13 protein-coding genes are annotated in these 14,544 nt (G+C 70.6%); 4 read left to right on the plus strand and 9 right to left on the minus strand.

The window, feature by feature from the left end:
* Positions 1-203 precede the first annotated feature (203 nt).
* On the minus strand, positions 204-1,235 hold the full coding sequence (locus tag ABZT06_RS28360; RefSeq protein WP_355746758.1) for a P1 family peptidase: 1,032 nt from the start codon (positions 1,233-1,235) through the stop codon (positions 204-206).
* 40 nt (positions 1,236-1,275) lie between these two features.
* Positions 1,276-2,475 (minus strand): low temperature requirement protein A, encoded by a 1,200-nt coding sequence (locus ABZT06_RS28365; RefSeq protein ID WP_355746761.1) that lies wholly within the window; start codon positions 2,473-2,475, stop codon positions 1,276-1,278.
* Between the two features lie 140 nt (positions 2,476-2,615).
* Here ABZT06_RS28365 and ABZT06_RS28370 point away from each other — a divergent pair, with 140 nt between their 5' ends.
* Positions 2,616-2,798, plus strand: a complete 183-nt coding sequence (locus tag ABZT06_RS28370; RefSeq protein ID WP_355746764.1) for a hypothetical protein — start codon at positions 2,616-2,618, stop codon at positions 2,796-2,798.
* A 22-nt stretch (positions 2,799-2,820) separates the two neighbouring features.
* On the opposite strand, the gene mscL is transcribed toward ABZT06_RS28370, so the two are convergent.
* From mscL to ABZT06_RS28400, 6 genes are all read right to left on the minus strand, one after another.
* A complete protein-coding gene (gene mscL, locus ABZT06_RS28375; RefSeq protein WP_355746767.1) occupies positions 2,821-3,300 on the minus strand; it encodes a large conductance mechanosensitive channel protein MscL in 480 nt (159 codons plus the stop codon).
* A 138-nt stretch (positions 3,301-3,438) separates the two neighbouring features.
* Positions 3,439-4,002: a hypothetical protein gene (locus tag ABZT06_RS28380; protein WP_355747311.1), complete on the minus strand. Its 564-nt coding sequence runs from the start codon at positions 4,000-4,002 to the stop codon at positions 3,439-3,441.
* Between the two features lie 133 nt (positions 4,003-4,135).
* Positions 4,136-4,969, minus strand: a complete 834-nt coding sequence (locus ABZT06_RS28385) for an S-methyl-5'-thioadenosine phosphorylase (protein ID WP_355746770.1) — start codon at positions 4,967-4,969, stop codon at positions 4,136-4,138.
* Between the two features lie 99 nt (positions 4,970-5,068).
* Positions 5,069-5,398, minus strand: a complete 330-nt coding sequence (locus ABZT06_RS28390) for an FmdB family zinc ribbon protein (protein WP_355746773.1) — start codon at positions 5,396-5,398, stop codon at positions 5,069-5,071.
* 67 nt (positions 5,399-5,465) lie between these two features.
* Positions 5,466-6,734 (minus strand): MFS transporter, encoded by a 1,269-nt coding sequence (locus ABZT06_RS28395; protein WP_355746776.1) that lies wholly within the window; start codon positions 6,732-6,734, stop codon positions 5,466-5,468.
* A gap of 208 nt (positions 6,735-6,942) precedes the next feature.
* Positions 6,943-8,502 carry a potassium/proton antiporter gene (locus ABZT06_RS28400; RefSeq protein WP_355746779.1) on the minus strand — a complete coding sequence of 520 codons (1,560 nt, stop codon included), beginning with the start codon at positions 8,500-8,502 and terminating at the stop codon, positions 6,943-6,945.
* 217 nt (positions 8,503-8,719) lie between these two features.
* Here ABZT06_RS28400 and ABZT06_RS28405 point away from each other — a divergent pair, with 217 nt between their 5' ends.
* On the plus strand, positions 8,720-11,548 hold the full coding sequence (locus ABZT06_RS28405; RefSeq protein WP_355746782.1) for a penicillin acylase family protein: 2,829 nt from the start codon (positions 8,720-8,722) through the stop codon (positions 11,546-11,548).
* A gap of 46 nt (positions 11,549-11,594) precedes the next feature.
* Here ABZT06_RS28405 and ABZT06_RS28410 read toward each other — a convergent pair whose 3' ends face one another.
* The gene (locus ABZT06_RS28410) at positions 11,595-12,218 is read right to left on the minus strand and encodes a 5-formyltetrahydrofolate cyclo-ligase (RefSeq protein WP_355746785.1); all 624 of its coding nucleotides are present in this window, start codon (positions 12,216-12,218) and stop codon (positions 11,595-11,597) included.
* A gap of 93 nt (positions 12,219-12,311) precedes the next feature.
* Between ABZT06_RS28410 and galU the strand changes: the two genes are divergently transcribed.
* On the plus strand, positions 12,312-13,214 hold the full coding sequence (gene galU, locus ABZT06_RS28415; protein ID WP_355746788.1) for a UTP--glucose-1-phosphate uridylyltransferase GalU: 903 nt from the start codon (positions 12,312-12,314) through the stop codon (positions 13,212-13,214).
* A gap of 4 nt (positions 13,215-13,218) precedes the next feature.
* Entirely contained in the window at positions 13,219-14,541 is a 1,323-nt protein-coding gene (glp, locus tag ABZT06_RS28420) for a gephyrin-like molybdotransferase Glp (RefSeq protein WP_355746791.1), read from the plus strand.
* Positions 14,542-14,544: the final 3 nt, after the last annotated feature.

Here is a 14,544-nt window from a genome sequence, read left to right on the forward strand (position 1 = left end):
GGGTTGTCGGGCGGGTGCGGGTCCGATGTGGCTGGTCGTCGCGCAGTTCCCCGCGCCCCCTGGGGGGTGCAGTCGCGGCGACGTTTTGCCGCTACCGAACCCGCACGCGCCGCAGGCATCAGGGGCGCGGGGAACTGCGCACAACGCCCGCCCCCACCGAACCCGCACCCACCCGACCAAGCCGCGGCATGCACCAACAGGTGTCACGCCCCAGACCCGTACAACTCCCGGTACGCAGGCCATGCCCCGCCCGCCCCCTGCACCGACTCCGCCGCCCGCACCGCCCGGACGATCGCGCGCGTCACCACGTCCGCACCGGCGGCGAGCACGGGGTTGAGCGCGAGCGGATCCCCGGCGTCGAGCGGCCGCGCCCCCGTGGCCAGGGCGAACACCGTGTCGCCGTCGTGCAGCAGGTGCACCGGCCGTACGGCCCGCGCGATGCCGTCGTGGGCGGTCCCCGCCACCTTCTGGGCCTGCGCCTTCGACAGTTCCGCGTCCGTGGCCACCACCGCAAGCGTGGTGTTCAGCGGGGGCGGCGCGTTCTTCGCCGCGCTCTCGGCGAGCCGCCGACGCGCGGCCTCATGCACCCGCTCCTCCGGATACCGCACCCGCCCGTCGAACAACTCCCCGTACAGAACCCCCGTCTCCGGATCCGACACCGCCCCCACCGCGTTGGCCACCACCAGAGCCGCCACGGTGATCCCCGACGGGAGAACGACACTCGCCGTCCCCACCCCGCCCTTCATCGCCCCGACCGCGGCCCCCGTCCCCGCCCCCACACACCCCTCCGGCACCTCCGCACCGAAGGCACTCGCTGCGGCGGCCTCGACGGCGGCCCGGCCGATCGCCGCGTCCGGCCGGGCCCGGAAGTCGCCACCCCGCCCGAGATCGAAGACACAGGCGGCAGGCACGACCGGCACCACATGGGAGGGGTCCGGTCCGACCCGCACCCCCCGACCCCGCTCCTCCAGCCAGGCCATCACTCCGGACGCCGCGTCGAGCCCGTACGCGCTGCCCCCGGTCAGCACGATCGCCTCGACCTTCTGCACCAGGTTGCGCGGATCGAGCGCGTCGGTCTCCTTGGTGCCGGGCCCTCCGCCGCGCACGTCCACCGCGGCGACGGCCCCGCCCTCCGGGGCGAGCACGACGGTGGTGCCGGTGAGCCAACCGCCGCCGGTACGCGTCGCGTGCCCCACGCGCACCCCGGCGACATCCGTCAGAGCGTCAACTGTCATGGGACCAGTCTCGTCCAGCCACCACCCCGGCCGGCCGAGGTCAGGCCACCCGGGCCGGCTCCTGGCTCTCCCGCACCGCCATGCGCGCGGTCAGCGTCGTCCCCGTCACCACGGCCAGCCCCGCCACGATGCCCGCCGCGAGCACCGCCCGGTCGCCCAGGAAGGTGCAGCAGATCACCAGCAACGCCGTGACCGGCAGCACCAGTTGCTGCGCCATGCCCACCTTGAAGTGCCGGGAGTGCAGGAGCCAGACGGTGAGCAGATAGAGCGAGGTCGGCAGGGTCACCGCGGCCGACGCGGCGAGTGTCGAGATGTGCGCCTTGCCGACGGCCTGTTCCACGGACACCTCCAGACCCGCACCGATCGCGGCGGCCGAGGCGAACACCAGGTAGTGGCCGTAACCCCACAGGAACGCCTGCCCGCTGGAGCGCAGATGACCGTGGATGGGCACCACGAAGTAGATCCACCAGGCGGCGAAGACGATCAGCAGTCCGCCGGCGGCGATCGGCAGCAGCTCGCCCAGCGCGTCCTGCTCGTCGATGCCGGACTTCACGGCGACCGTGGCGGCGGCGATCGTCTCGCCGAGCACGATGATCGTGAACAGCCCGTAGCGTTCCGCGATGTGGTGCGGATGCCACGACGTCGGATGGTCCCTCTCGGCGAAGAGCGGCACGCACATCTCCAGCACCGCCATCACCAGGAACACCCAGGCCCGGCCGCCCTCCGGCAGCACCAGCAGTCCCAGCCAGCCGACCTGGCACAGCAGCACGCCGAACACGTACCGCAGGGCCGTCGTCCGCTCCGCACCCTCGCTCGCCCGCGCCACCCGCAGCCACTGCGTGATCAGTGCGAGCCGCATGATCACATAACCCAGCCACACGGCCAGGAACTCGTGGTCCTCGAACGCCCTGGACACCCCGGCCGCCAATACCAGGACACCCGCGATCTGTATCAGGGTGACCACCCGGTAGAGGGCGTCGTCGTTGTCGTAAGCCGAGGCGAACCACGTGAAGTTCATCCACGCCCACCAGATGGCGAAGAACACCATCGCGTAGTTGAGGATCCCCTCGCCGGCGTGCCCCTCGGCGATCGCGTGCACCAGGGCCACGCCCGCCTGGGCGATGGCCACGACGAAGCACAGGTCGAAGAAGAGCTCCAGCGGCGAGGCGACCCGATGCGCCTCGTCCCGGCCGCGGGCGGTGATTCTGCGCAGTGGACTGCGCGTCGGACTGGATGTCATGGAGCCAAGCACAGCAGATGGCGTCGGGAAACGCTTGTGGGCTCTTCACCTGGGTCGGCCGGCCGGAAGACCGGGCCGGGGCCTGGGCGGGTGGTGGCCGCTCCCACGGTGTGCGTCCGGCAGGGCCGTACCCTGGATCCATGAGTAGCGCCCCCCGCCCCGAGCCCCGCGAGCCGAAGCCCGCGCTGGTCTTCGACGATCCGCTGGACCAGCAGTCCTCGGACGACACCGACGGAGGCTGGGGCGACCGGCCGCGCGGCGACGGCGACAGCGCGGCCGACCTGAAGCGCTTCCTCGACGAGAAGCCGCCCCACCACCTCTGAGCCAGGCGCGCGGCCCAGCTCGCTAGCGCCAGCGCCCGTCGTGGCCCGAGCCCCGCTGGGCGACCAGGGCGTCGCGGATCTCCTTGAGGACCTCCAGCTCGGTCACCTCGATGACCTCGTGCGTGCCCTCCTTCGCCTTCCGGCGGGCTTCCATCCGAGCCAGGTACTTCGACATCGGCAGGACCATCAGGAAGTAGACGACGGCCGCGGTGATCACGAAGGTCAGTGTGGCCCCGAGGACCGAGCCCCACCTGATCGGGATACCGCTCACCACCGTGCCGTCCGCCGTGACCTTGCACGGGTCCCGGAGACACGAGCTGTAGCTGTCGAGGTTCTTGGTGCCGATGGCCCCGACCAGCGGGTTGATGATCCCCTTCACCACCGAGTTGACGATGTTGGTGAAGGCGGCGCCGATGACCACCGCGACTGCCAGATCGACGACGTTCCCGCGCATCAGGAAGGCCTTGAAGCCCTCCCAGACGCTCGGCTTCTTCTCGCTCACCTAGAGGCCTCTTCTCGCACGCACAGGTTGTGGAACAAACAGCTCCGCAACCTACGTCAACGCTAGGTGACCCTGTCCCACCGGGTAGCTCGACGAGGGGACTTGACAGCAGATACCGCAACAGACGGACCACCCGGTTCACCACAGCGTCACCGCCAGCCGTGCCGTCGCGCTCGCGCCCGCGAGGCGGGCCGCCGTCGACCGCGGCACCGAGAGCACGACCAGCGCCCCGCCCTCGGACATCCCGTCCAGCGGCTCCGGGACCTTCGTCACCCGTGCTCCGCGCGCGACCATCCGGGCGTCCCCGCCCAGCGCCGACTCCTCGGCGGCGATGACGTCGACCCGGTCGCCGGGCCGCAGCAGCCGGACCGTCGCCCCGTCGGCAATCCGCACCGGCGCCGACACCGTCTCCACGGCACGGTGCTCCCGTACCGGCCCGAGCGCGGTCGCCGGATGATGCCTGCGCGCTCCGTCGTCGCCTCGCATCCCGTCCCCGCCCCGCGGGCCCGCCGCCACCAGCGCCGCCGCGGTGACGGCCAGGCCGAGGGCGACGGCACGCCTCCGGCTCCGCAGAAACCGCCGTAGCCGATGCCGGCCGCCGCGCACCCGCACCGGGGCGAAGTGCGCGACCTCGCAGGTCGGGGGAGCGTCGGTGCCGGGCGGGCACGGGACGAGGGGAGAGGGGGACGGAGCGAAGGACATGGGGACCACCACCAGCGACGAGACGACGGCTTGCGCTGCCACGATGCGGCTTCGCGCCGAATCCCGCCGAGGCCGGTGCACTACCGGCCGGTTGTGGAGAACTCCCTCACCCGAACGAGGACTTCCGCCCCCGCTACGGCAGTTCGAACCCCGGGTCCATCCCGCCCAGCGCGTTCACGCACAGGCAGTCCCGCTCGCCGTTCGAAGGCAGCGCGGCCACCGCGTCGAACAGCACGCCCCGCAGCCGGTCCACGTTCGCCGCGAACACCCGCAGCACCTCGTCGTGCGAGACGCCCTCACCGGTCTCGGCGCCCGCGTCGAGGTCGGTGACCAGGGTCAACGACGTGTAGCAGAGCTCCAGTTCACGGGCGAGGGAGGCTTCGGGGTGGCCGGTCATGCCCACCACCGACCAGCCCTGCGCCTGGTGCCACAACGACTCGGCGCGGGTCGAGAAGCGCGGCCCCTCGACCACGACCAGCGTGCCGCCGTCCACCGCTTCCCAGTCCCGGCCGCGGGCCGCCTTCAGCGCGGCCGCCCGCCCGACGGGGCAGTACGGGTCGGCCAGGGACACGTGCACCACGTTCGGCAGGCCGCCGTCCGGCAGCGGCAGCCCGTCGAAGTACGTTCCGGCCCGGGACTTCGTACGGTCGACCAGCTGGTCCGGCACGAGCAGCGTGCCCGGCCCGTACTCGCCACGTAGCCCGCCCACCGCGCACGGTCCGAGGATCTGCCGTGCCCCCACCGACCTGAGCGCCCACAGATTGGCCCGGTAGTTGATCCGGTGGGGCGGCAGATGGTGGCCGCGTCCGTGCCGGGGCAGGAAGGCGACCCGGCGGCCGGCGACCTCGCCGAGGAAGAGGGAGTCGCTGGGCGGACCGTAGGGGGTGTCCACCTGGACCTCGGTCACGTCCTCGAGGAACGAGTAGAAGCCCGAGCCGCCGATTACGCCGATCTCTGCGTTCGCCATGACCAGCACAGTATCCGGCCCCGAAAACCCGCGACGGCCGGGCTCGGGAAACACCGAAGACCCTGTCGTCGTGCGACGGCAGGGTCCCGGATGTGCGAGCTATGCGGCCGAGCTGCTGCTGGACGTGGTGCCCGAGCTCGACGACTTCGAGTCCGAGGAGGACGACGAAGAGGACGAGGACGACTCGGACGACGACGAGGTGGACGTCGACGGCTTCGAGGACGACGACGCCGGCGAGCTGCTCGACGAGGAGCCGCGGCTGTCGTTGCGGTAGAAGCCGGAGCCCTTGAAGACGATGCCCACCGCGGAGAACACCTTCTTGAGGCGACCCTGGCAGTTGGGGCACTCGGTCAGAGCGTCGTCGGTGAACTTCTGCACCGCCTCGAGGCCCTCGCCGCACTCGGTGCACTGGTACTGATAGGTGGGCACTGTCTTCCTCCTGGCACTCTCACTCAATGAGTGCTAACGAGGGTCCATAGTGACGTATTCCCGGGGATCAGTCCACTGCCACCGGCACTCGGTGACCGATGCCACGTGCGACGGTCCGGCCGCGGGGCCGTGCCGCGAGGCGGGAACGCAGCGCCACGAGGGTCGCCAGGGCGAGCAGAGTGCCGCCCATCGGCACCAGGAACCCGGCGCCGCCCCAGAAACGGTCCTCCAGCTGACCGGCGAGGGTGACGGCGGCCGCCTGGCCGAGTGCCACGGCTCCGGTCAGCCAGGTGAAGGCCTCGGTGCGGGCGCCGGCCGGGACCAGGTCCTCGACCAGGGTGTAGCCGGTGATCAGGGTGGGCGCGATGCACATGCCGACCAGGAGGCCGAGGCCGGCCAGGACGAGCACAGAGTGCGCGGCCCACAGGCCGGAGGCCGTCAGGGCGAGGGCGCCGTAGCCGACGACCAGGCGCCGCTGGGGGGCCACCTTCCAGGCGATGGCACCGCAGACCAGGCCGGAGAGCATGTTGCCCGCCGCGAAGACGCCGTACAGGACGCCGTTCAGGCCGGGCTCGCCGATCGACTCGCTGAACGCGGCGAGCGAGACCTGCATGCCGCCGAAGACGGAACCGATGCCCAGGAAGGTCACGATCAGGACGCGCACGCCGGGGACGCGCAGCGCCGAGGTGTGCTCCACGCGTGCGTGCCCCTCGACCGCGGTGACAGCCGGCTGCGTGCTCTTCTGCGCGGCGAACAGCAGTCCGCCCAGCAGCGTCAGCGACGCCTCCGTCAGCAGGCCGGCGGCGGGGTGGACGGCGGTGCACAGGGCGGTGGCCAGCAGGGGGCCGAAGACGAAGGTCAGCTCGTCCGTGACGGACTCGAAGGCCGCCGCCGTGGTCATCAGCGGGGAGTCCTGGAGCTTGACGCCCCAGCGGGCGCGCACCATGGGCCCGATCTGCGGCACCGAGGCACCGGTGGGCACGGCCGCGACGAACAACGCCCACAAGGGCGCGTGTGCGAGGGCGAGAGCCGTCAGGGACAGGCCCGACAGGGTGTGCGCCAGGACGCCGGGGATCAGCACGGCGCGCTGCCCGTGGCGGTCCGCGAGACGGCCGCTGTAGGGCGCGAACAGGGCCATGGAGACGCCGGTGACGGCCGCGACGGCGCCCGCCGCGCCGTACGAGCCGGTGGTGTGCTGCACGAGCAGCACGAGGGAGAGGGTGAGCATCGCGAACGGCTGGCGTGCCGCGAAGCCGGGGAGCAGGAACGTCCAGGCGCCGCGGGTGCGCAGCAGCTGCCCGTATCCCGGGCGGGAGGAGGTGACCGTGGATGCCACGGCCCGTGCCTTTCTGCCGCCTGGTAGCGCGGCCCCCTTCGAGGGAAGGGGTGGCGCCGAGAGCTGTCCTCTTGCGCGGACTGCGGTAGATGCCGATACCGACTGCTCAGGGACGTCTCGGCCGCCATACGGTCGCGCCAGCTCTGCGTCAGGCAGAGTTGGTTCGATCAGGGGTGCCACCATCGTACAGGGGGCGCGTAACACGCCCTTAACGTGTGCCGCGGGCGCCGTCCGTGCCCAGCCAGTCGGCCAGTTTGCCGCCGTGGCCCACCGCGCGCAGCCGCCGTTCGGCCGCGTCACGGACCGGGTCGGTGGCGACGACGAGCAGTTCGTCCCCGCGTCGCAGCACGGTCGTGGGCAGCGGAACGAACGATTTTTCATCGCGGACGACCAGGGTGACCGCGGCCCCGGCCGGCAGCCGCAGCTCGTTGACCTCGACGCCGTGCATCCGGGACCCCTCGGGAATCGCCACCGACAGCAGGTGCCCGCGCAGCCGTTCCAGAGGCGCCGACTCGATGCCGAGGTCGGCGGCGTCGGAGTCGCCGCCCAGGCGTAGCTTGCGGGCCAGCCAGGGCAGTGTCGGGCCCTGCACGAGGGTGTAGACGACGACCAGGACGAAGACGATGTTGAAGACGCGACGGCTGCCCTCGATGCCGCTCACCATGGGGATCGTCGCCAAAATGATCGGCACGGCGCCGCGCAGGCCGGCCCAGGACATGAGCGTCTGCTCCTGCCAGGGCACCCGGAACGGCGTCAGGCACAGGAAGACGCTCAGCGGCCGCGCCACCATGGTGAGCACCAGCCCTATGACGAGCCCGGGCAGGACGTCGTCGCCCAGCTCGTGCGGGGTGACCAGCAGGCCGAGCAGGACGAACATGCCGATCTGGGCGATCCAGCCGAGCCCGTCGGCGAAGCCGCGGGTGGCGGGCCAGTGCGGCAGCTTGGCGTTGCCCATCGCCATGGCGGCGAGATAGACGGCGAGGAACCCGCTGCCGTGCGCCAGCGCGCCCGCCGCGTACGCGGTGACGGCGATCGCCATGACCGCGATCGGATAGAGGCCGGACGCGGGCAGCGCGACGTGCCTGAGGCCCCAGGAGCCCAGCCAGCCCACCGCGATGCCGAGGGCGGCGCCGATGGCCAGCTCCAGTGTTATCTCGGCGATCAGCGTGTACCAGTGCTCGACCGGACCGGTCTGGGAGAAGGCGACGACCAGGATGACCACCGGGGCGTCGTTGAAGCCGGACTCGGCCTCCAGCGTGCCCGTCACGCGCGCGGGCAAGGGGATTCTGCGCAGCACCGAGAAGACCGCCGCCGCGTCCGTCGAGGAGACGACCGCCCCGATGATGAGCGCCTGGCGCCACTCGAGACCGATCAGGTAGTGCGCGGCCGTCGCTGTGACCCCGACGCTCACCGCGACGCCGCCCAGTGCCAGCGCGGTGGCGGCCGGCAGGGCGGGCTTGATCTCCTTCCACTTCGTGCCGAGGCCGCCCTCGGCCAGGATCACGACCAGGGCCGCGTACCCGATGACCTGGGTCAGTTCGGCGTTGTCGAAGTGGATGTCGCCGATGCCGTCCTGGCCCATGGCGATGCCGATCCCCAGGTACACGAGCAGGCTGGGGAGCCCGCTGCGCGAGGAGATCCGGACCGCTGCCACGGCGACGAGCAGGACGAGCGAGCAGACGAGCAGGAGCTGGTTGAGGTGGTGGACAGTCAGCGGCCGTTCCCTTCCCTGGCTCACCGCATCACGCGCGCGTGAGCTCACGTACATAGGACACGAAGCGGAGGGGCTGCGCATCCAAGTACTTCGTTACCTTACCTAACTCTTGACGATTTCTTGACACTCCGCGAGGCGAGATCGAACGCTAGTGCTTGTTTGATCCCTACTCCGCGTCAAGTCGGCCTGGGCCCTGCGCCTATGGTTGCTCCAGCGCTCATTGGAAAGCACAGCCCGCCCTGCCGCTCGCGTTAGGACAGCAAGGACAGCGATGCCCCCCACCACCACCGCCTCATCGGGTCAGCAGCCCGGCAAGTCCGGCAGGAAGAAGGGGCGCAGAGCCCGTCTGATCGTTCTCGTCCTCGTACTGGCCGTCATCGGCGGCGTCGCCTTCGGCGGGTACTGGTCGGTGAGCACCGTCCGCGCGTCCTTCCCGCAGACCAAGGGCTCGATCGAGCTCGAGGGACTGTCGGGCCCGGTCGACGTCAAGCGCGACAGTTACGGCATCCCGCAGATCTACGCCTCCTCCGACGCGGACCTGTTCATGGCGCAGGGCTACGTCCAGGCGCAGGACCGGTTCTACGAGATGGACGTGCGCCGCCACATGACCTCCGGGCGTCTGTCGGAGATGTTCGGCAAGGGCCAGGTCAAGGACGACGAGTTCCTGCGCACGCTGGGCTGGGACCGGGTCGCGAAGAAGGAGTACGACACCAAGCTGTCGGCCTCCACCAAGAAGTACCTCCAGGCGTACGCCAAGGGAGTCAACGCCTACCTCCAGGGCAAGAGCGGCAAGGAGATCTCCCTGGAGTACGCGGCGCTCGGTTTCGAGAACGACTACCACCCCGAGAAGTGGACCCCGGTCGACTCGGTGGCGTGGCTGAAGGCGATGGCCTGGGACCTGCGCGGCAACATGCAGGACGAGATCGACCGCGCCCTGATGACCAGCCGCCTCGGCCCGAAGCAGATCTCCGACCTGTACCCCGACTACCCGTACAGCCGGAACCAGGCGATCGTCCAGGAGGGCCAGTACAGCGAGCTGACCGGGACCTTCGAGCAGAACGGCAGCTCGCAGGAGAACGGCCTGTCCGGCAGCGGAACGTCCACGAGCGGCTCCGGAACGTCGACGAGCGGCTCCGGGACGTCCACCGGCGGCACAGCGACGGGCACGTCGGCCTCGACCTCCTCCTCGACCGCCTCGGCCCTCCAGAGCCAGCTCTCGGGCCTCTACAAGGTCCTGGACGACGTCCCCACGGCCGTCGGGGTCAACGGCCAGGGCATCGGCTCCAACTCCTGGGTCGTCGCGGGCTCGCACACCATCACCGGCAAGCCCCTGCTCGCCAACGACCCGCACCTGTCCGCCTCGCTGCCGTCCGTCTGGTACCAGATGGGCCTGCACTGCCGGACCGTCTCCAGCAAGTGCCAGTACGACGTCTCCGGCTACACCTTCGCGGGCATGCCCGGCGTGGTCATCGGCCACAACGCGAAGATCGCCTGGGGCATGACGAACTCCGGGGTCGACGTCACCGACCTCTACCTGGAGAAGCTCTCCGGCGACGGCTACCTGTACGACGGCACGACCAAGCCCTTCACCACGCGCGAGGAGACCATCAAGGTCGCCGGCGGCGCGTCCCAGAAGATCGTCGTCCGTGAGACGAACAACGGCCCCCTGCTGTCCGACCGCTACGACGAACTCGTGAAGGTCGGCAAGAAGGCCACCGTCGACAACGCGGCCCCCGACCGCGGTGACGGCTACGGCGTCGCCCTGCGCTGGACCGCGCTCGACCCCGGCACCTCGATGGACGCCGTGTTCGCGATGGACAGGGCGTCGAACTGGAGCGACTTCCGCGAGGCGGCGGCCCTGTTCGACGTGCCCTCGCAGAACCTGGTCTACGCCGACTCCGAGAACATCGGCTACACGCTGCCGGGCCGCATCCCGATCCGCGCGAAGGGCGACACCGGCGCCATCCCGGCCCCGGGCTGGGACTCCAAGTACGCCTGGACCGGCAAGTACATCGCGCAGGACGAGCTGCCCTACGAGTACAACCCCGAGCGCGGCTACATCGTGACCGCCAACCAGGCCGTGGTCGACAAGGACAAGTACCCCTACACGCTCACCACGGACTGGGGCTACGGCACCCGCAGCCAGCGCATCACCGACCTGATCGAGCAGAAGATCAAGGGCGGGGGCAAGATCTCCACCGACGACATGCGCCAGATGCAGGTCGACAACAGCAGCGAGATCGCCAAACTGCTCGTACCGAAGCTGCTGAAGATCGACCTCGATGACAAGGACGTCCGTCAGGCCCAGGAGCTACTGGAGGGCTGGGACTACACCCAGGACGCCGACTCGGCCGCGGCCGCCTACTTCAACGCCGTCTGGCGCAACATCCTCAAGCTCGCCTTCGGCAACAAGCTGCCCAAGGAGCTGCGGGTCAAGGGCCAGTGCCTGTGGGTGGACCCGGTCAACACCATCGGGCCCGCCGACGAGGCGGACAAGGTCCGCGAGTGCGGTCAGCGCGACGCCGACCAGGCGCAGCCCGACGGCGGCGACCGCTGGTTCGAGGTCGTGCGCAACCTCATGGACGACGAGAACAGCGACTGGTGGAAGACCCCCAAGGGCGTCGGCGACCGCCCCGCGGCCACCAACCGCGACGAGCTGTTCAAGCGCGCCATGATCGACGCCCGCTGGGAGCTGACCGCCAAGCTCGGCAAGGACATCGACACCTGGAGCTGGGGCCGGCTGCACCGCCTGTTCCTGAAGAACCAGACCCTGGGCACCGAAGGCCCCGGCTTCCTGAAGTACATGCTCAACCGCGGCCCGTGGAAGCTCAGCGGCGGCGAGGCGACGGTCAACGCGACCGGCTGGAACGCGGCCGGCGGGTACGGCGTCGTCTGGGTGCCGTCGATGCGGATGGTGGTCAACCTCGGCGACCTCGACAAGTCGAAGTGGATCAACCTCACCGGCGCCTCCGGGCACGCCTACAGCGCGCACTACACCGACCAGACCGGCAAGTGGGTCAAGGGCGAGCTGCTGGACTGGTCCTTCTCGGACGGCGCTGTCGACAAGAGCACGACCGACAGCCTGGTGCTGAAGCCGTGAGGCCGGGGAAGGGCCCCTCACACGCACGCGTGTGAGGGGCCCTTCCTCATTCCGGGTCCTGGAACCGGCGCACGCCCGACGGCGTCACCACCGCGTGCACCGGGCGGTCGTGTGCCTCCTCCGGGACATGCGCGATGACCTCGGCGTCGTACAGGAGCACCACCAGCGCCGGTCGTGCGCCCGCGCGCTCCAGGCGCGCGAGCACCCGGTCGTACGACCCCCCGCCGCGCCCCAGGCGCATCCCGCGCCCGTCCACGGCGAGGCCGGGCAGCAGCACGACGTCGGCGCCGGTCACCGCGTCCGGGCCCAGACGCTCGCCGGTGGGCTCGAAGAGGGCCATTTTTCCGCCGTGTTGGACCCGCGCGAGAGAGCCCTCGCCGGTGTAGGCGCCCCAGTCCAGATCGTTGTCCGGCAGAAGAGCCGGGAGCAGGACGCGTACGCCCCGCTCGTGCAGCGCGTCGAGGAGGGTGAGCGTGCCGGGCTCGCTCCCCACGGAGACGTACGCCGCCACCGTGCGCGCACGCTCCAGTTCGGGCAGCCCGAGGGCCTGGCCGGCCAGCGCGGAAGCCGCTTCCCGCACGTCATCGGCCGTCAATCTGTTCCTTACCGCCAGGTACTCTCCTCGCAACGTTCTCTTGTCAGGCTCGCTGGGACGTCCGACATGACTCAAAGTCTGCACCCGTACCCTTTCAATACGCTCATATAAGAGCTTATTAACCGGAGCCTCAGATTCCAGGCAAAGGCACCGGATAGGGTTGCGGACATGACTCAGTCGCACCCTCGGATCAGCAAGGCTGTCATTCCGGCAGCAGGGCTCGGCACCCGCTTCCTGCCGGCGACCAAGGCCACTCCCAAGGAGATGCTGCCGGTGGTCGACAAGCCGGCGATCCAGTACGTGGTCGAGGAGGCCGTCTCGGCGGGCCTCGATGACGTCCTCATGATCACGGGACGCAACAAGCGCCCCCTCGAGGACCACTTCGACCGCAACTACGAGCTTGAGTCCGCCCTCCAGAAGAAGGGCGACGCCAGCCGGCTCGCCAAGGTGCAGGAGTCCAGCGACCTCGCCACGATGCACTACGTGCGTCAGGGCGACCCCCGCGGCCTCGGCCACGCGGTCCTGTGCGCGGCCCCCCACGTGGGCCACGAACCCTTCGCCGTCCTCCTCGGCGACGACCTGATCGACGCCCGCGACCCGCTGCTCCAGCGGATGATCGAGGTGCAGGAGCAGCACGGCGGCAGTGTCATCGCGCTGATGGAGGTCGCGCCCGAGCAGATCCACCTCTACGGCTGCGCCGTCGTCGACGAGACCGAGGACAGCGACGTCGTCAGGGTGAGCGGCCTCGTCGAGAAGCCGGAGGCGGCCGACGCCCCGTCGAACTACGCGGTCATCGGCCGCTACGTCCTCGACCCGCACATCTTCGACATACTCCGCAAGACCGAGCCGGGCCGGGGCAACGAGATCCAGCTCACCGACGCCCTCCAGCAGCTCGCGCAGGACGAGAAGGTCGGCGGCCCGGTGCACGGCGTCGTCTTCAAGGGCCGCCGCTATGACACCGGCGACCGCGGCGACTATCTGCGTGCCATTGTCAGACTCGCATGCGAACGTGAAGACCTGGGCCCCGACTTCAGGGCCTGGCTTCGCAGTTACGTAGCCGAGGAGATGTAGGCATTTGAGCAGCGCCGCACCCCGCCCCGCCGACCAGGACCACCTCTGGTCGGTGGACGAACACCTGGAGGACATCCTCGCGACCGTCCGCCCCCTCGAACCCATCGAGCTGCAACTGCTCGACGCCCAGGGCTGCGTCCTGGTCGAGGACGTCACGGTCCCGGTGTCCCTTCCCCCGTTCGACAACAGCTCCATGGACGGGTACGCGGTGCGGGTCGCGGACGTGGCGGGCGTGAGCGAGGAGTTCCCGGCCGTCCTGGACGTGGTCGGGGACGTCGCGGCGGGCCAGGCCGAGCCGCTCCATGTCGGTCCCGGGCAGGCCGCCCGCATCATGACCGGCGCCCCGCTGCCACCGGGCGCCGAGACCGTCGTACCCGTCGAATGGACCGACGGAGGCCTCGGCGAGGGCCCGGTCAGCGGGATGCGTGCCCGCAGCCTCGCCCCCGAGGGTGCCGAAGGGTACGTACACGTGTACCGGCCCGCCGAGGCCCGCGCGCACGTGCGCGCCGAGGGCAGCGACGTCCGGGCCGGCGACCGCGCCCTGGACGCCGGCACCGTCCTCGGCCCGCCGCAGATCGCCCTCCTCGCCGCCATCGGCCGCGGCACCGTACGCGTACGCCCGCGTCCGCGCGTGGTCGTCATGTCCACCGGCAGCGAACTCGTCCAGCCCGACGAGAGTCTCGGCACCGGCCAGATCTACGACTCCAACAGCTTCGCCCTCACCGCGGCCGCCCGGGACGCCGGCGCCATCGCCTACCGCGTGGGCGCCGTCGCCGACGACGCCGAGACCCTGCGCTCCACCATCGAGGACCAGCTCGTCCGCGCCGACCTCATGGTCACCACGGGCGGCGTGAGCGTCGGGGCGTACGACGTTGTCAAGGAGGCGCTGTCCTCCGTGGGCGACGAGGACGAGCCGGGCAGCGGCGTCGACTTCCGCAAGCTCGCCATGCAGCCCGGCAAGCCCCAGGGCTTCGGCACCATCGGCCCCGACCACATCCCGCTGCTTGCCCTGCCGGGCAACCCGGTGTCGTCGTACGTCTCCTTCGAACTCTTCGTCCGCCCCGCGATCCGCACCCTCATGGGCCTCGACGACGTCCACCGGCCGCGGACCCGGGCCACCCTGACCGCTGACAAGGCGCTGACCTCGCCCAAGGGCCGCCGGCAGTTCCTGCGCGGTGCCTACGCCGACGGCGCGGTCGCCCCGGTCGGCGGTGCCGGCTCCCATCTGGTGGCCGCCCTCGCGCAGGCGGACGCGCTGATCGTCGTACCGGAGGACGTGGAGTCCGTCGAGCCCGGGACCGAGGTCGACGTGGTCCTGCTCGGCTGACCA

It is taken from the genome of Streptomyces sp. NPDC005483 (genome assembly GCF_040606035.1).
Taxonomy (GTDB): Bacteria; Actinomycetota; Actinomycetes; order Streptomycetales; family Streptomycetaceae; genus Streptomyces.

Coding starts and splice junctions, on each gene's coding strand:
- ABZT06_RS28400 (WP_355746779.1), bottom strand. CDS start 8,502: ATGTACGTGAGCTCACGCGCGCGTGATGCGGTGAGCCAGGGAAGGGAA.
- ABZT06_RS28370 (WP_355746764.1), top strand. CDS start 2,616: ATGAGTAGCGCCCCCCGCCCCGAGCCCCGCGAGCCGAAGCCCGCGCTG.
- ABZT06_RS28385 (WP_355746770.1), bottom strand. CDS start 4,969: ATGGCGAACGCAGAGATCGGCGTAATCGGCGGCTCGGGCTTCTACTCG.
- ABZT06_RS28360 (WP_355746758.1), bottom strand. CDS start 1,235: ATGACAGTTGACGCTCTGACGGATGTCGCCGGGGTGCGCGTGGGGCAC.
- ABZT06_RS28365 (WP_355746761.1), bottom strand. CDS start 2,475: ATGACATCCAGTCCGACGCGCAGTCCACTGCGCAGAATCACCGCCCGC.
- ABZT06_RS28405 (WP_355746782.1), top strand. CDS start 8,720: ATGCCCCCCACCACCACCGCCTCATCGGGTCAGCAGCCCGGCAAGTCC.
- galU (WP_355746788.1), top strand. CDS start 12,312: ATGACTCAGTCGCACCCTCGGATCAGCAAGGCTGTCATTCCGGCAGCA.
- ABZT06_RS28380 (WP_355747311.1), bottom strand. CDS start 4,002: ATGTCCTTCGCTCCGTCCCCCTCTCCCCTCGTCCCGTGCCCGCCCGGC.